The organism is Candidatus Gracilibacteria bacterium, assembly GCA_041658685.1.
Classification (GTDB): domain Bacteria; phylum Patescibacteriota; class Gracilibacteria; order UBA1369; family UBA12473; genus JBAZZS01.
The window spans coordinates 355131-372627 of the sequence record JBAZZS010000002.1; the positions used below are offsets into that span (position 1 = coordinate 355131).

Genomic DNA, 17497 nt, shown 5'->3' on the forward strand with positions numbered 1-17497 from the left:
TGATGGTTAAGCCGATCACAATACTAAAACCAATAATTACGGCTGCGATCGTTATCGCCACTCCAATGTTGCCTTTTTTAACTTCCTCCCATTCATCAATGGGGGTAAGGATGGAATATAATTTAAGGCCAAGCCCAAGGGCGAGAGCCATAGAGATCGCTCCTGATAATGATGACGTGCAAAAGGAAGGACAACCAGTAGTACAACAAGGGACACTCGAAAAGCTAGAAGCTGGGCTTGCGAATCCAGGCGTAACTAAACTTGAAGATTTAGGAGAGGATGGAATGGCTTTAATAAAAGACATGATAGAAGTACTACGTGCTCGGCAAGCTATCAATGCGCAAGCTGATGAAAATTCAGATGGGATTCCTACACCTAAGGAAGTGCCTGTAGAAGCACCGAACCCCGCAGAAAACTCAGAACAACTTGATGAACGCTTAACCGCCTGTCTTGAGCAACTTCGTAAAGACTTTGATCGAGGGATTGTTAAGATCGACGACGAAGCAACTCTAGAAGATTACACAAAGGCACTCAAAGCTGATAAAACGGCTGGGCAAAAGTGGGAGACCCTTGAGGCAAGACTACGTGCTAATGGAGCTGACCTTCTTAAAAAAGCAGCAGCTATGCCAGAAGGGGCTTGTTTCATTGGTGTGCATGCAGACGGGACTCTAGCAATCAGACAGCGAAGCCGAGAAATCGTGAACGTTGTGATTACGAAGGAAGGACAATCTGTCCTTTTACCTCACGCAGAAGTCGAGCAATATGTTTCAGCACAAGAAGGTAGACAGTATGCGAAAGCTGTTGAAATCGTTCGGGGTGTAGAAGCAAATGGTTACTGTGTACCAGCAGATTCACCCAATTATGAGAAAAAAGGACTTGTTGCCGCTTCGGATGTGGTGATGGGTGGCAATTATGTTGAAAGTCCTGTTACAAGAAACCCTCAAGATAGAGAATGGCGCAGTTCTATGCTTAAATGTCCAGATAATACACCTGATAGCGCGTTTGTGCGTGTCGTGGATTTCGATCCTAATGCTCAGGAGGCGAGCGTCACTAGTGACTATGCTCGCAATCGGGTTGATCGTCGTGGCGCGGTGCTCTGGCTAAGGGGCTAAATTTGATCTTTGAGCTTTATTTTTCCTTAAACTTTACCTTTCAAAAGACCGCCGTCAGGCGGTCTTTTCTTTTGCCCTAAAACAGGTACAATCGTAGGTGGACGGTGAATAGCCACTTGCTTCGGAGCAAGCTACCGTGACGTGCTCTTTCAAAAACAGGCTTTGCATGAAAAAAGAAGTCTCGAAAGAGTATTAAAAAAGTAGTAGCCCCTTAGGTTTGAGTGAAGCTTAGCCCTTCCTTGGGCTGAAAAATAGAGATGTGGTTGCGACTGCATCTTCAAAATGGATGGGCTTCATCAACAAGAGTGCAACGCGAATGTGCGTGTCGTGAATTTCAATCCTAATAATCAGAAGACGAACGTCAATAATGACAATGCTAACAATCGGAATGATAATCGTGGCGCGGTGCTCTGGATAAGGGTCTACTGGCTTTGTGAGGACTTGAGCCATCCTCCAAGCATTCTACCGATTTCTTGGGTTTGTGCTTGCAGTTGGAATACACAAGTTTCATTCACCAGCTTTTTTTCAAGCAGAAGGCGTATTTTTAGGGTTAGCACCTCCAAAGTGCCGCTCGCTTTCAAAAGCATGGCAGCCTTCATAGGTTTAGGAGCATTTTTAGTCATTATAAGCTGCTCAAGCAACGTGAGAATGCTCTCTTCAATGCTTGTGCCAAGGCTCAAGCGCCACCGTTTCATCAGGTGGTCGTTCACGTCTGTAAACTGCTTGTATAGCTCATAACTTTTATTGATGATGGGAAGTGAACTCATAGATTTGGGGTTAGGAAGTATATGGAATGCTTGGTTTGAATTTCGCAAAGGGAAGCGCATGAGCGAAGAGATGCACGAATTTCAGTATTATCTGGAGGTACGCTTGTTTGAACTTTATCAAGACCTGAACAACGGAATCTATAAACATGGTCCGTACAGGTCTTTTGTGGTCTGCGACAATAAACGGCGCGAGATTTCGGTATCCTCGGTGAGAGATCGAGTGGTTCATCGCCTCCTTTATAACTACCTTATCCCTATTTGGGACAAGACCTTCATTTACGATGCTTGGTCTTGTAGGAGGGGCAAAGGGCTGCTTGCTGCCATTCAGCGAACCCAACAGTTTCTCAAAGCCTATCCTCGTGCTTATGTTTGGCGAGCCGACGTGCAGAAGTTTTTCGACAATGTAGACCAGAAAGTATTGTTTGAACTCCTCAAGAGGCGTGTAAAAGACCGCAAAGCCATGCTCCTCATCCGTGAAATTCTCAAAAGTTACCAATCTTCCTGTGTAGGCGTGGGTATGCCAATCGGCAACCTCACCAGCCAAATTTTCTCCAACATTTACCTCAACGAACTGGACCGCTTTGTAAAGCATACGCTTCAACCCAAGGCATACCTTCGTTACGGCGATGATTTTCTTTTGTTTGAAATGGATTTGGGAAAATTAGAGGATATGAAGAAAGCCACTACAACCTTTTTAGCCGCCGAATTGAAGCTCACTCTTCACTCGAGAAACAACGTTTTGGTGAAAGCAAGTCAGGGTCTTAAATTTCTTGGTGTAGAGTTGTGGTCTTCGGGCAGAAGGCTCTCCAAAAGGAATAAAGTTCGCATTGTAGATCGTTTGAACCTGAAAAACGTCCCCAGTTACCACGGAGTGATTGCCAAACATGGCGGTCCAAAGCTGCAAAAGTGGCTTGATTGGCAGGTGCATGAACTGTTGGGTTAAGCAAAAATTTCGTTCATCTCATTTTCAAGGTTGGCTTCTTCCACGAATTTGAAGAAAGTCTTTTTTGGTTCAATGGGAAACGCCTCGTGGCTGGACCAGCTCTTCTGTACTACCCTTTGATAAAGTTCCGTCAGCTCACGCTTATACTCCGTGTCGGTGTTTCCTAAAAGATGCCCTCCCTTAGTTTCAATCAAGAAGATTTTGTCGAAACTGTTCTGGCTATTTTCTTGCAGGGTTAGGATGAAATCGGGGTAGAAACGGTTCTTTCGCCACGCCACCAAAAAGAAGTCCTTTTTGGCTTTGTTTCTGTACCACCAGTAGGTGTCTTTGCCGTCCTCCATACGCCAAACCGCCTTGTCTTCAAGTTCATTCAAGCCGTCGTCAATCACGGGTTCAAAAAGGCTTTTCTTCACGGTCATGCTACGTCTAGCCTCTTTTTCAAAGTAATACTCGGGGGTGAGAACCTTCTTGAAGTTAAATTTTGGTATGAAGCGAATTTCGTCACTTTTCATGCGGTCCATAAACACCTTGCGAGCCAGTCGGTCTACTTCTCCTACGCTCTGCCCAGCTCCTCCTAAAATCTTCCGTAGTTCATCCAGCAAAAATACCTGATTATTTTCTATATCTTCAAGCGAGAACTTGTTTCGGAGCAAGGTCAAAGCCCTGTCTACCAGTTCATGCGCCTTCCAAGGGTTCGGGACGTACTCAAGAATGTTCTGCACCCAGAAGCTCTTCCGCAAGGTGGACCGCATAGAGACTCGCTTCCTCATTTCAACGATTTCAAGAAACTCTTCGGTATCTTCCGCAATTTCACGGCTGAATCCGATTGCTACCGTTTTCTCAAGTCCTTTGCCTTCCTTGTTGAGGTGGATGCTCTCAAGGGGCGAAAGGTCCACATCTTCAAAATCGAGATGAGGAGTGATGTCCAAAGTGGGGTCAACAATACGATTGCCATCGTCAGAAGTGGGGTCTTGCACCACAAACGCAGGCAAACAAAACTCGACGAGAGTGGGTTCATACTGCTTCCGTACTACTTGTTCTTTTCGTTCTCCTAAATCGGGGTCGGTCTTCTTGCTCGTGCTTGCAATACGAGCCGTCAGGTCTCCCATGCCGTCGTATTCAAAACCGCCTCGTATGGCTTTCACCAAGTCCTTGGAAGAATCTCTCAAACAAAAAACATAACTTTCATCCAGCTCTTTCATCTTGGTTTTTCGGGCGTATGGCTGGCGTAAAACGCGCCCCACAAGCTGTGTGAGCGCACGTTTGGAGCTGGACCCGCCAAGCACCACAAGGGAGTATGCAAAGGGGCAGTCCCAGCCTTCTTGTAAAGCCTGTTTAGTGATGATGAAACGCACTGGAGATTTGGAAGAGAGCAGGTCTTCGTTTTCCAACTCATTGAGGGAGCTGCTCTTCACTCGAATTTCGTCAGGCTGAATTTGCCCAGTAGAAATCAGGTGATCTCTCACATCTTCGGCGTGAATTTTGCCCTCCTTCCGTTGGTCTTTCCCTGTTGCTTCCACCTGAATCAAACTGATGGGGCGGATGTAAATTCCTGTTTCTTTTTGGTAGGTGGAAGCCTTTTTTTGTAGCATGTCGAGGTGCTCGGCTGCATAGTTTAGAAGGTTCTTCCATTCCACCGTGTCCTTTTCAATTAGATTGAGATCCAGTTTAATCATGTCTTCCTGCTCAAGCTCACGCCCCGCCACGGAAAACAGTACATTGGCTTCTTCGGTTGGTGTGGCGGTCAACTCGCATACAAGTGACGGATTACATTCCTTGATGGCTTCACCCGCAATCTCCGTTTTTGCCTTGTGTCCTTCATCCAAAATGATGAGTGGTTCAAGAATTTTGACCACGTTCCCAAAGGAAGTTTTCACTTTGCCACCGAGCAGGCTGTTAAAGTTATTTTCAAGGTCTAAGTTGGGGAAGGCTTCGTAGAGTTCTCTCTGCCTTTCTTGATTCGTTTCAAGAGGAAAGAACTCCTCAAACTTGCCATTGTCTTGAAAGAACTTGAGCTCACCCTTTTTCATCGAGTCCCTCGAAAAAGATTGCAGCATCATCACAAGGACCACCAAGTTTTCTTTCACGTCATTCGGCGAAAAACGATCTGTTTTCGTCACGATCTTTACCCGATGTCCAGAAATGGAATCCAGTCGCTCTCGGTAAGGGTGAGAGCGGTCCTTCAAGGCATTCAAAGTTTGGCTGTAAATCTGCTCGCTTGGCACAACCCAAAGCACAAAGCCCGTTTTTTGTTTTCTAAGCTGCTCCAAATACAGTTCTATGGCATAGGTTGCCATGAGCGTCTTCCCGCCCCCTGTGGGGATTTTAAGGCAGAAATTAGGACAATGTTTGTCATGCCCCGTCTTTTTGTTTTGGTAGGAACTGTTTTCTGTGCCTTGAGGGAACAAATTCAGCCATGCTTTTTCCGCCCAGTTGTAGTCGACACCCAGCTCTTTGACTACATCCTCGGGGAGGCTTTGCATTTTTTCCTGATGGAATGAGAGCTGTTTGAAATACAGCTCCATCCTAGTCTTGGCGTTGATCTGGTATTCCTTGAGAAGAAGCATTTTTATTCAGCCATTCGATAAATTTCAAAAGGGAGTTGAGCAAAACGGATGCCGTATTCTTTGAGGTGGTACTCTTCCATGAAACAGGCGGGAGCAAAAATGAGCTTCTGTTTGTTCGGGAAGCGTTTTTGAGATTTTATGGCAAAGTCCAAATTAAGAGCCAGCTCCTTAAGCTTTTTTTTGTCGGGAGCGTAGAGCATGTATACCTCAAAGGTGCTAGATGAACCGATGTAGTACTCATCCTGCTTCATTTTGGACTCCTTCCAATTTTCTCCTGTGGCGGTGAATAAAGCATAGCGTGCCAGCTCTTCATAGCTGGGTAAGTCTGTGCCTTCAAGAATCTTGTCCACCTCAAGTTCTTTGCCGAGTTTGTAGTATGAAAACGAACCGCCAAGACCTTTTTGAAGAGCTTCATCTTTTGCATCTGGCACGCCCTTGATGACTCTACGAATCCGCTCCCCCGTAATTTTATCCGCATAGTCTTCACACTCCACCAAAATGAATTTACGATTCCCGCCGTCTTCCTTATTCAAAGCAAGGACCGCGTGAGCGGTAGTTCCTGAACCTGCAAATGAATCGAGAATTATAGTGTCCTCCTTATTGTCATTGTTTGGATTTTCAATAATTGAGAGCAGAAAGGCTATCAATTCAACTGGTTTGGAAAAATTAAAGTTTAGCCCCAAATCAGTTAAAACCTTTGTTCCTTTGGCATTGATTTTATTGAGAACTATATCGGATGGTCTGCGCCCCTTCTCTTTCATTGCGTTAAGAAAGAGTTTTGTGTAAACATTCCACTTCGTTGGCTTGTCATTTTTATCAATCAATTTGCTGGGCTTTTCCTCAATAATGATTGAGTTCTCAGCAAAAAGCCTCTCGAAACTTTCTTTATTACACCTGAAAGACTTTCGTTCTGGAGTTGTGATTTTTGAACCATCGGGACAGGTTATTTCATACCGACAATTTTTGTAGTAATCGAGTGTCGGTTCATATAGTGCCACTTTTTTGTATTTGCCACGTCCATCGTCGTCATCGTATTTGAAAGAATTGATGTACTCTTCATCAAGAGGCATGAAAAACTCGGGAACCGACTCAATGTTTTTGGCATAACAAAGGACATAATCTACTGCTGGAGCAAAATGTGTGCCTCGATTCGCCCCTTTCTTCATTTCTCGTGGGACTATGGCAATAAAATTCTCTTCACCAAAAATTTCGTCCATCATCATGCGCAGATGGTGGATTTCATTACTGTCTATGCTAACGAAAATCACTCCGTCAGGTTTCAGAAATTCCCTAAGGAGGGTGAGTCGTGGGTACATCATGCAACACCATTTGTCATGCCGCGTTAGGTCGTCCTTAGCCACAACTTTACCCAGCCACTCTTGGATCATTGGTGAAGCTACATTGTCGTTGTACACCCAATTTTCTTTTCCCGTGTTGTAAGGCGGGTCGATGTAGATGCACTTCACTTTGCCAGCATGAGTGGGAAGGAGTGCTTTGAGAACCTTCAAGTTATCACCTTGAACGAGTAAGTTGTCGCTTAGGCTAGGCTTTTTGATTGTGCCTTTGTCCTCCATGGGGGTTAGCTTATGGAATTTCACCGAATGGTGATAATTTTGAAGGAATGCTTTCCCTTTAAAGTGAAAACTTGGCATAGGCGATTATTTACAAGGCTACTTTTGGGAGGAACTGTACACCATCAATCGTTGGTTCTCAATAGAAGGTGTTGCGAGGAAAATAATTTTGTGGAAAAAGACATCGCACATCAGTTTGGAGAATATATGCGAAATCTCCGCATCAATCGAAACCTCACTCAAGAAGAGTTGGCTGGACGGTCGGAGATCAGCTTGAAATATATTCAAAGAATCGAAGGCAAAAAGCCTCCGAATTTGAGCCTCGGAAAACTTCAAGGACTTGCAAAAGGCTTTGGGGTGCCTCTTTGGGAATTGTTAAAATTTAAGTAACCTTAGTGGCTTTTAAGCAGTTTCAAGAGGTCTTCCCGCATGAATCGTCTATCTCTCCGTACCCCAAATCTAAAACACGTAATCACGCCCTGTCTCTCCCATTTTCTTAGTGTATTCGGATGGCAATTCAAGAGTTCAGAGGCTTGTTTTAAAGTAAGAATTTCTGGCAAGTTTTCAGATTGCATGGATTGATTTTTATCTATCCATAAGTTAACATAAGTATACAATTTCTTCAAATTTTTATGTCCACGTCCAGTTTTGACCCCATCAGTTTTCTCATGAAAATTAGCCCACCCATGCTGATTGAATATGCTAAGCGTCATGACATCACCTTGGAGCTGAAAAATGACTGGGAAAATTGGGAACAGTATGCGATCCATGCCCTAAGTTTGATCGAGAAGGAGGATGATAAGAAACAAGGTGTTTTTTTGATGGACATTGATGACATTGACTCAATGAGTACAATAGAAGCTTGTGCATACTTGTGTAACAGGTTAAGAGAAAAGGGAACTCCTTTGAGCCAAGAGACTGTCGATGAGTTCAAATTTATGAATCAGGAAGCCATGTACTTCTATCTCTACCACAAAGACTTATTTTATGAGACATTTGACTCGTATAGTCTGGATATGAAACAAGGTTGGAGGGGGAGAAAAACGGTTCCCGTCCCACTGAATCAGTTCGTTGGAAACATTGAGGATTTCAAAAAAGCCTTGAAAGAACTTTACAGCCAAGAATATAAGGGGAAAAAAATCAAAATTCGATATAACGATAAAGGGGATCGAGTAATTTTTACCGCCCATGTTCAGGATGTATTTACAACTGATATAGAATTTGAAGAAAAAAATGAAAACCTCAATAATAAAAAACCGCGCAAACCAGTTTTTCCATTAAATTTCCTTTACAGACCCATGGAAGGGGTTTTGGAAGTAAAGGCGCAGGGGGGAAAATCGAGAGTGAAAGAGTTACAAAATATTTTCATCGAGCACTTTTTGAAAAAAGACCCCAAGGACTTTGCAAAAACACCTCGTTTTGATTTTGATAAGGTCCAAAATTTGAGCACACTTACGTTTCCCCTCACAGCGCAAGATAAAGTAGAGGGCGTGACGTTGAACGGCTTGAAGTTTACTCACAAGGAGGATTATACACGTCTTTCAATAGATATTATTCCAGAAGACGGGAGAACTGGAGTAGAGCCGATGCTTGAAGCTTTACGAAAAAGGGATGTTGACTTGAATGAGTTCGAAATCACACAATTCAAAATTAAGGTTATTTTTAAGAGGGCTGAAGAAGGCAGACAGAGAAGGGTTACTACCACTATTACTCACCCCGACGGATGTAACTTGAAGCAACGAGAAGTTGATGTGGTTGTCTATCAGTTGCTCAAAAAATGGGGGCTTATTTTCTACTGATGCAAAAATCCTTTTCTCTGTTTTTACGCCAACTACATCTATGTCGGAAATTCTTCAAAGAATCAGATATACTTAAGTCACTCATTCAAGATGATTTTGAGGAGTTGAAGAATTTGGGCTTACTAAAACGTGGCGGAGATTTAACTCACGTTATTTGTAGAAGCTGTGATGATCCACATCCCATACCCGTAAAATGCGATGGCGAAAAGCCTTATGCCTTTTGTGTTAGTGATTCTACCCGTAATTATTTAGAGTCACATGAGATTAGAACATGGATTTTTGATGCACAAACCTTTCTTCAACAAATGGCTTTCAAACTTGGGATGACGGATCAAGTGGAGGTTTTAGGGGTAGAGGGAATGTGGCAAGTGGGAACATTCACTCGGGATGACACACATCACATGTGTTATTTTTTCTGCGGGAAGGATTTCGGAAAGGTTGTTGAGTTCATCGAAAAACAACCAGCGAATTTCCGACGTTACGTAATTGTGACCTGCAAACAAGAGTCAGCCAAAGAAGTTGAGCAAGAGTTGCTGCTTATTGAAGCCAAACATTTGGCGGATTTGAAATCAGGAGCTATGCAGTTCAATAAAAAGGTATTTGAAAACCAACTCACAAGCGGATTCCGAAATGTTTATTTTGATGAGAAAAATGGTGATCTTTTTGTGAATGGGAGATATATTACAAATGTCACCCTTTCAACTCCAGAGTTTCATTTCACTCAAGCTCTTTGGGGTAATTTCAATTTGCCACAGTCGCATCATAGTTTGGTAAGTCATATGTACAAAAAAACGAGGCAAGAGTATGCTGATAGTGAAAGTAAGATTTGCCACAAGATGAAAAGGAACATCAAGAAGGAGGCAGAAAAACCCGAAATAATCGATCAAATCCTGAAATCTACGAAGAACGAACGAGGAGAAAATAGTTACATCATGCGAAATCCAACCTAGGCTCAAGACTTTTTTGAGACTTTTAATATAATTTCAAGACCGACTTCGGGTTCATGTTTAAGTAAGCTTTCACTGTAAGCTTACTTTTTCGTCGTGCCCAAAAGTACACGACGAACTCAATACGTATTGGGAACCCTCAAATTCCTAACCAATCAAACTATGTCAGCACCAAATTACAGTCTGCCATTCGTAACGTATGATCGAGCACTTGCGAGCGCATTGATCGTCAAAGGATTCAGGCTTCAAAGTTGTACCCATGCCAACGCCAAAAAGGTTTACTTCACATTTCATGGGTCAAAGCAGTTGCGAGAGGCGGTCGAACTTTACTGGGAAGACAAGCTTTTCCTTAACGCAAGGTCACTTCTGAACGTGTACCAAGAGTGCTTGCCACAATCACCCAACCAAGTGTGAGATGAAAATCGAACCACAAGATTTGGAGAGGTTTAGGCAGCTATGGAAAGACAGCTTCCACGCTGAAATCAGCCAAGAAGAAGCTCAAGGCAAAGCCATCCTTCTTCTGGAAATGATGAAGCTCGTTTACCGTCCCCTGCCTAAGCCCTCCATAAGGCAATTATCAATACTAGATTTTAATCCGAACAAGCCATGAAATACAATCTGTCAAAAATTCGAGCGAAAACGGCGTATAGCACGAAGGAGGTAAGCATTTTACTGGAGGTTAACAGGAAAACCGTCCTCCGATGGATTCAGGAAGGACTGCCATTACTGGACTTTCATCAAAAGCTACGCCTTATTATGGGGTACGACCTCAAAGCCTTCATACAATCGCAGCGCGATGCGGTACAGGTAAAGCTTCAACTCAATGAGTTTTATTGCTTCTCGTGTAGGAAAGCCGTCATCGCACGACGGGGCAGTGAAAAGGTTGAAAAAACTGGTAAAAAAATCGGCAAAGCGGATAGGGAGCAAAAAATGCTTTGTGGAATATGTAAAGAGTGTGGAGGCAATATAGCCCGTTTCCTCTAGGGGGAACTCAAAGGGATTAAGTGATTCCTTTCAGTCTCGTCTAAATGTCCTAATTCAGCACTTTAGCCAATAAAAACTTTTCACCATGAAAAAATCGTTCCAAAACGAGGTCATGAAGAAACAATTCTTCATCTACCTAAAAGAAGTCAAAGGCTTCTCCAAAGATTCCATAGATGCTCATGAACGAGCAGTGCTCCTTTGGCAGGAGTCCCTTGAGAACAAGGATTTCTCGGGATTCGGAAAGCAGCAAGTCACAAGTTTTAAGGATTGGCTCGCCAGTCGAACCAACCGTGATGGAGAGCCCCTCTCACTCGTGTACCGCTACCATGTGCTGCGCCGCCTTCGACTTTTCTTTGAGTGGCTTTCTATGCAGCCGCATTACAAGTCCAAAGTCAATTCTACTGTTGTGGAGTATCTGTGTCTCTCGAAGAAGGAAACCCGTATGGCAATTCAACCCAACAAGCGAACCATTCCTCCTATTGAAGATGTTATCAAAGTGATTGAGGCGATAGATGTTCAAACGGAGGTGGACCAGCGAGACCGAGCCTTGATTTGTTTCACTCTTCTTACGGGTGCACGCATTTCTGCTGTTTATAGTCTACCCATGAAAGCCTTCGACGAAAAGACTCTAACAGTAGATCAAGACCCACGCTTTGGGGTGAAGACCAAGTTTTCAAAACGCATTGTAACAACCTTCTTCCCCATCGAGTACGAACAGGCGGTTCAATACTTTTTGAGCTGGTACACATATTTGAAGGGCAAAAAAGGCTTCAAGCCCGATGACCCCATTTTTCCTCAAGCAGTGGTAGAGAATGGGGAGGAAAACATTTCCTACTACAACACAGGGGAGGTTGGACCCATCTTTTGGAATAGTTCCAACTCGGTTCGCAAAATTTTCCAGAAACGATTCCTCGACGCTGAAATTCCCTATTATCATCCGCACACTTTCAGGCACTTGGTGGTCAAAGAGTTCGCCAAGACTCGACTCACCGAAGAAGAGAAGAAAGCCATCAGCCAAAACCTCGGGCATGAGAACACGGGGACTACGTTCGGCTCCTACGGCTACGGGCATATTGAAGAGGAACGCCAGATCGATATCGTGAAGAATATCAAGGTGGGCGAGAGAGAGGTGGAAGGGAAGTTTTCACTTACCCAGTCGGACATCAAAGCCCTCGCAAAGGCACTCAAGGCGGAAGAGTAGTTTCTCTACACTTTCTCGAACGAAAGTCGTATAATACAAGCAATCGTCCAATTCGTGCACAAAGTTGTGTTTGTTTTGCCCCCAATCATGGGTGGTTCTGCCAAGACTAACAGCTTTGTGCCGTTGGATTGGACGATTCAGGACCACCCTATTTGGGTGTTTACCCCCAAGCAAACATGCAAGAAGAAAATCCAAACTACCGATACTTCCTCTATGCTCGGAAGTCGCAGGAGTCAGAAGAAAGGCAAGCCCTTTCCATTGATTCCCAGAAGGAAAAGGCATCAAGCCTCTTCCCTCACCTCAAGATTGTTGAGCTACTGGAGGAGAGCAAAAGTGCTTTCAAACCCTACGAGCGCACGGTTTTCTACCAGATGATCGAGCGCATCAAAGCGGGTGAAGCGGACGGCATCATTGCATGGCATCCCGACAGACTTTCCCGTAATGAAATCGACGCTGCCACCATCACCTACATGGTCCGTACGGGTGGCATCAAAGACTTGAAATTTGGCTCGTACAGCTACGACAACTCACCCGAGGGAATCATGATGCTTCAGATGGCACTCTCTCAATCCCAGTATTTCTCGGCAAAATTGAGCAAAGACGTGAAGCGAGGGCTAAGAGATAAGCTACAGATGGGTATTCGTCCGAACCGAGCCGCACAAGGCTGGCTGAACGACTACATCAGCCCCAAGGGCATGAAGACGATTAGCGTAGATAAAAAGCGTTTCCCTGTACTCCGTAAGTGCTGGGATTTGATGCTAACAGGAAGCTATACGCCTCCTCAAATTTTAGAAAAGCTCAACGACGAATGGGGCTACCGAACACCGCAAACCAAAAAGATGGGCGGTAAGCCTCAAAGCAGAAGTGGCATTTATAAAATGTTCTCCAACCGATTTTACTCTGGCTTAATAAAACATCAGGATGGCAGTTGGGAGAAAGGCACTCACACCCCGATGGTCACGCTGGAAGAGTACGACAGAGTACAACGGCTACTCGGCAAGAAAGGCAATCCACGAGCCAAAGAGTACGACTTCTGCTTCAAGCCCCTGCTTGTGTGCGGAGAGTGTGAGGGAACAGTTACGGCTGAACTCAAGAAGAAAGCCATTAAAAGCACTGGCGATATCAAGGAGTACACTTTCTACCATTGCACTCACAGCAAGAAGGATGTGAACTGCAAGCAACGGTCCATTGAAGAGGAAGAACTCAAAAAAGCTATGAAAGCGGAAATGGCGAGTTATACAATTCTCCCGCAGTTTAAGGATTGGGCGATTGAAATGTTGAACAAGTACAACGACAGCGAAATCCAGCAGCGCAGCAAGATTCACGAGATGCAATCCAGCGCCGTGCTCAAAACCCAGAATGAAATCGACGCTCTTACCCAGATGCGCTTCCGCAACTTAATCGATGACGAGGAATACTTACGACAAAAAACACAACTCCAAGCCAAACTCGCCAAGTTCAAGGAAGAGTTGGGAGATACAGAACATCGAGCCGAGAACTGGCTGGAACTTACGGAAAAGACTTTTGAGTTTATCAGCTATGCTGCCGAGAACTTCCAGCTTGAAGACTTTGAAGGGCGTAGAACCATACTGAATGGTTTCGGTTCAATCTTCACAATCCGCGACAGGAAGCTAAAAATGCAGCCTCACGAGTGGCTTGTACCTATTGGAGACCACTACAAAGAGCTTGAAAAGGAATACCTTTGCTTAGAACCAGCAGAAAGGGCATGCCAAAGCGGCGAAAGTGCTGCTTTGGATTCCATTCGTCTACGCTGGCGGAGAGGGAGGGATTCGAACCCTCGATCCCGCTAGGCGGGATACCGCTTTTCGAGAGCGGCGCCTTCAGCCACTCGGCCACCTCTCCATAATCGGAAGGGGACACCGATGGTTTCCCCTTCCGTGATCCCTTTCCAGGCTGATGTTCGGCTTCAAAAAGTCTCGCTTAACTTCGTCGCAAGCCGATTCAGGGCCCACGAGACCCGAATCGTTTGCGCCTCTGTGCGCTCGACTTTTCTCGCCTCACCTTTTAATTCTTTAAAAGAACCTTAATCAACGTCACGGATTCTATCGGATTTCATCAGAAACGCACAACCGGAATGTTTGACACGCTGTGTTAAACTATGTAAAGAATATATTATTCAAGATATAAGGATGGCTATGAGATACCTCTCCTGGAAATGTGTGTTTTGGATTTCGGTTGTTGCTTTTACGGCGGGCGGGATTTTGGTGGTTTTTGATTATTATGACAATGGGTCGCAAGATTCAACGTATTCTTCGAACCAAACCGTTGGAGGAGGGAATTTTGCTTTTCAGTCCGTGCCTTACGATTTTTCCGATTATTCGACGGTGTCTTCAACCGTTGATGGATGGATGACTTTTTCCGATTATTATTGGGGATTCACGTTGGATTATCCCGAAGATTGGGTTATTGAGCCTTCCATGTCCGGGACTTTTTTTACAAGTCCTTATGAAAATTCCAAAGACGTTTTATTGGAAAATGCCAGTATTGCCATTGAAGATCTTTCCTCATATCCTGACATCACTTTGCAGGAGTACGCTGTGGGTTCTTTAAATTATTTAAACGGGGATTCGGCGTATTCGTTTGTTGAGCAAGGGGAAAGTTTTTTTGGCGAATATGCGGGGTGGTTTTTATTGGGAACGTATAATGTGAATGAGAAAGAAGCCGGAGTACGCAGTCTTTTTATTCTGCGGGAAAATAGAGCTTATATTTTTACTTACATGTATGAACTTCCGGAAAAGGAATCTTACCAATTATTGATGGAATCCATGGTTGAGAGTTTTATTTTAATCCCCGGGAGGGCGCAAGAAGAAAAGGTTCAAGATAAGTTCACTCCGGGAGATTATGGTTTTACCAGTTTGTTCCACTTGAAACATTTTTAAAACCTTCTAGACTGAAGCCACTTAGTTTTTAATTTTTTTTTATGTCCGATAAAATTTTGCCGTCCAACCTTACTTCCGGAGGAGATGCTAAACGCAATATTTTAATGGGGGTGGCGGTGGTTGTTATTGTGGGCGGAGTGCTTGTTTCTTTTTTTATGAAACAAAACACAAAAGATAAAGATTTGATTTTAAATGAGGGCGCGGTGGATCAGGGCGTTTCTTCTACAACCTCTTATGAAGGGGAGGATTCGGTTACTCCCGGGTATCAGATTTTTGTGGGCGATGATTTGGGTTTCCAAATGGATTATCCGTCCGATTGGACCGTGGATACGAGTTCGTCTTATGTGAATGTTTCTTTTATGAGCCCGATTTCCGAGGAAGATGTTTTTGCGGAAAATGTAAATTTTACCACTGAAGATTTGACTTCTTACCCGGGTACAACTTTAGAGGATTATGCTGCCGCCGCATTGGGACAAATCGCTACGGCTATGCCGGAATACGTTTTGGTCGAGCAGGGGAATCGAACATTGGGAGAGTATGAGGCCGGTTATTTCTTGGGGGATTATCCTCTCGCCGGATACGATGTGGAAGTGTTGTCCGTGTTTGCCATTGTGGATGAAATGGCTTACATCATTACTTATACCGGTGAAGTTGGAACACACGATCAATACACAGGGGTTGTTGATACCATGTTGGCTTCATTTAAACTTTTATAAGTTTAAATGGGTAAGGTTTTATGAGGATTTTAAAAGCGCTGGATGAAATTTTTCCCCGGCGCTTTTTTGTCTCGTGCTTAAAATCTTAAGTTTTGAAAATAAATGAAATCATAGTGCCCACAAAATGAGTTAAAATCATAACAAGAATCACGATTGCCACGTGGCCTTGAATGACTTTAAACGGTTTGATTTTTTGTTCTTTTGCCATGAGAAGACTGATGAGAATAATGAGCAAAAGTCCCCACAATACGCTGATGATGAGGGCCGGTGCGGTATCGAAAAGAATGAAAGGGACGATGAAAGAACTTGTGAAAAAAAGTTTCCCAAACAGAGTTGCGAAGGTGGCTTCCCAGACTTCTTTGCATGTTTTTTGGCCCGAGGCTTCTTCTGAAATGTGAATACCCATAGCATCGGACATGGAGTCTGCGATGGCGATGGTGAGCAATCCTGCCACGATGATGGATTTGGATTCGGTGCTGGATTCTAATCCAATGATGAGACCGAGAGTGGTGATGACTCCGGAAGTGAGACCAAAACTGAGGCCTTTTTTGAGGGAATCTTTCATGGCTTTTGCGTTAGGTTTTTAGTGAAGAGGGAGTGGGAAGCGGTTCGGCGTGGACCACCACGCGTTCAATGTTTGGCATTTGTGTTCGTGCAAGATATTCGAGGCGACCGGTGCCGTCGTGTGCTTTTTTGAGAGATGTTTTTGCCGGGAAATCCGCGTGTAACGAAATGAATATTTTCCTTTCCACTTCTCGGATTTTGATGTCATGAATGTCTAGGATTTCGGGGATAGTTTTGGCGATCGTTAGAAGTTGTTTTGTGATTTTTTCTTCTTCTTTTGCGTTTATTTTTTTACCGCCTACGGCATGGGGTTTAAAAGGTTCAATATGCGTGTTGATTTCAATTTCTCCGCCTAATTCTTCCTGGATGGATTGTTCCAAAATTGAAGCGGTTTGATGGGCTTCTTCAAGATTAAAGCCGGCTTCGACTTCGAGGTCGAAATGAATGTATTTTTTATTGCCCAAAGTATGGATTGCGATGTCGTGAACTTCCAAGCCTTGATCCAGGGCCATGAGGTGAATTTGTTCGACAATAGTTTCGGTTTTGAGCGAAATGGGCACGGCGTGAATGGTGATGTCCGCTTCTTTTATTGATTTTTGAATTTCGTCTTCTACGTTTTTACAAATGATTTTAATTTTTCCCATTGGAAGTTTTCGGCTGACTTGAATTCTCATGTCCACAAAAACAAAAGAGCCGGCAGGGCGTACGCGAATTTTTTCAATCCCCACCACACCCACCACCTTTTCTGTGATTTCTTTGATGCGTTCGGTGAGGCCTTCGGGCGCAGTATCGATCAAGATATCAATGGTTCTTTTTCCAAGGCGCCAACCGGCATAAGCTGTGAATAGGGCCACAACGATGGAGGCGATAGAATCCGCGATTCCAAAGTTAAATTTTGTAAAAATAAGACCGATTAAGACTGCGGTGGAGCTCCAAATATCGGAACTGAAATGGAGCGCGTCGGCTTCAAGGGCTTGGCTATTGGTTTCATTCGCGACTTTTTTGAGGGCCCGAGAGCGGGAAATATCCACTCCAATGGAGAGAACGACAACCGCAAAGGCATACCAGGTTACCGTGACTTCAACATTTTCAAAAAAGAGACGTTGAATGGCTTCGTAAAAAATCCAAACGCAGGTGATGAAAAGCAGGCCGGTTTCGATGAGCGCGGAAACGCTTTCGACTTTGGTGTGGCCGTAAGGATGGTCTTTGTCTGCGGGTTTGTCTCCCACGCGAACGGCAAAAAAAGTGAGTAATGCAGCCCCAAGATCAAGGGCCGAGTGTGCGGCCTCGGAAAGAATACCCAAACTTCCGGTGAGCAATCCGACCGCGCCTTTAAATAACGTAAGAAAGAGGCTCGCGAAAACCGAACTCAAGGCCACCGAATTTTTGGCATCGGATTTTTTGTTCACGGGAAATAATATAGCAG

15 protein-coding genes and 1 tRNA gene are annotated in these 17497 nt (G+C 44.2%); 10 read left to right on the forward strand and 6 right to left on the reverse strand.

All coding sequences use genetic code 25. The annotated features are described in order from the left end of the window. The first annotated feature begins 2 nt into the window (after positions 1-2). Positions 3-1112, forward strand: coding sequence for a hypothetical protein (locus WC882_04075; protein MFA5842816.1), 1110 nt, complete (start codon positions 3-5; stop codon positions 1110-1112). A 422-nt stretch (positions 1113-1534) separates the two neighbouring features. Here WC882_04075 and WC882_04080 read toward each other — a convergent pair whose 3' ends face one another. Beyond that, positions 1535-1879, reverse strand: coding sequence for a four helix bundle protein (locus WC882_04080; protein MFA5842817.1), 345 nt, complete (start codon positions 1877-1879; stop codon positions 1535-1537). On the opposite strand from WC882_04080, the gene WC882_04085 reads away from it, so the two are divergent. Next, the gene (locus tag WC882_04085) at positions 1863-2822 is read left to right on the forward strand and encodes a reverse transcriptase/maturase family protein (GenBank protein ID MFA5842818.1); all 960 of its coding nucleotides are present in this window, start codon (positions 1863-1865) and stop codon (positions 2820-2822) included. The genes WC882_04080 and WC882_04085 overlap by 17 nt on opposite strands. On the opposite strand, the gene WC882_04090 is transcribed toward WC882_04085, so the two are convergent. Both WC882_04090 and WC882_04095 read right to left on the reverse strand, forming a co-directional pair. Beyond that, positions 2819-5389 (reverse strand): DEAD/DEAH box helicase family protein, encoded by a 2571-nt coding sequence (locus WC882_04090; GenBank protein ID MFA5842819.1) that lies wholly within the window; start codon positions 5387-5389, stop codon positions 2819-2821. The two genes, WC882_04085 and WC882_04090, sit on opposite strands and share 4 nt — an antisense overlap. 2 nt (positions 5390-5391) lie before the next feature. Further along, positions 5392-7041: a site-specific DNA-methyltransferase gene (locus WC882_04095; protein MFA5842820.1), complete on the reverse strand. Its 1650-nt coding sequence runs from the start codon at positions 7039-7041 to the stop codon at positions 5392-5394. 24 nt (positions 7042-7065) lie between these two features. Here WC882_04095 and WC882_04100 point away from each other — a divergent pair, with 24 nt between their 5' ends. From WC882_04100 to WC882_04125, 6 genes are all read left to right on the forward strand, one after another. Further along, positions 7066-7350, forward strand: coding sequence for a helix-turn-helix transcriptional regulator (locus WC882_04100; GenBank protein ID MFA5842821.1), 285 nt, complete (start codon positions 7066-7068; stop codon positions 7348-7350). Positions 7351-7592: 242 nt separating this feature from the next. After that, a complete protein-coding gene (locus tag WC882_04105) occupies positions 7593-8885 on the forward strand; it encodes a hypothetical protein (protein ID MFA5842822.1) in 1293 nt (430 codons plus the stop codon). Positions 8886-9064: 179 nt separating this feature from the next. Beyond that, positions 9065-9709: a hypothetical protein gene (locus WC882_04110; GenBank protein MFA5842823.1), complete on the forward strand. Its 645-nt coding sequence runs from the start codon at positions 9065-9067 to the stop codon at positions 9707-9709. 603 nt (positions 9710-10312) lie between these two features. Beyond that, a complete protein-coding gene (locus WC882_04115; protein ID MFA5842824.1) occupies positions 10313-10690 on the forward strand; it encodes a hypothetical protein in 378 nt (125 codons plus the stop codon). A gap of 85 nt (positions 10691-10775) precedes the next feature. Beyond that, a complete protein-coding gene (locus tag WC882_04120) occupies positions 10776-11891 on the forward strand; it encodes a site-specific integrase (protein MFA5842825.1) in 1116 nt (371 codons plus the stop codon). A 176-nt stretch (positions 11892-12067) separates the two neighbouring features. Then, complete coding sequence (locus WC882_04125; protein ID MFA5842826.1) at positions 12068-13702, forward strand: recombinase family protein; 1635 nt, start codon at positions 12068-12070, stop codon at positions 13700-13702. Here WC882_04125 and WC882_04130 read toward each other — a convergent pair. Continuing rightward, positions 13664-13754, reverse strand: a tRNA-Ser gene (locus tag WC882_04130). The two genes, WC882_04125 and WC882_04130, sit on opposite strands and share 39 nt — an antisense overlap. Before the next feature lie 293 nt (positions 13755-14047). Between WC882_04130 and WC882_04135 the strand changes: the two genes are divergently transcribed. Both WC882_04135 and WC882_04140 read left to right on the forward strand, forming a co-directional pair. Continuing rightward, positions 14048-14791, forward strand: a complete 744-nt coding sequence (locus WC882_04135) for a hypothetical protein (GenBank protein MFA5842827.1) — start codon at positions 14048-14050, stop codon at positions 14789-14791. Positions 14792-14832: 41 nt separating this feature from the next. Beyond that, a complete protein-coding gene (locus WC882_04140; protein MFA5842828.1) occupies positions 14833-15507 on the forward strand; it encodes a hypothetical protein in 675 nt (224 codons plus the stop codon). 85 nt (positions 15508-15592) lie between these two features. Here the strand turns inward: WC882_04140 and WC882_04145 are convergent, their stop codons facing one another. Further along, positions 15593-16072, reverse strand: a complete 480-nt coding sequence (locus WC882_04145) for a hypothetical protein (protein MFA5842829.1) — start codon at positions 16070-16072, stop codon at positions 15593-15595. A gap of 10 nt (positions 16073-16082) precedes the next feature. Further along, complete coding sequence (locus WC882_04150) at positions 16083-17480, reverse strand: cation-efflux pump (protein MFA5842830.1); 1398 nt, start codon at positions 17478-17480, stop codon at positions 16083-16085. Positions 17481-17497: the final 17 nt, after the last annotated feature.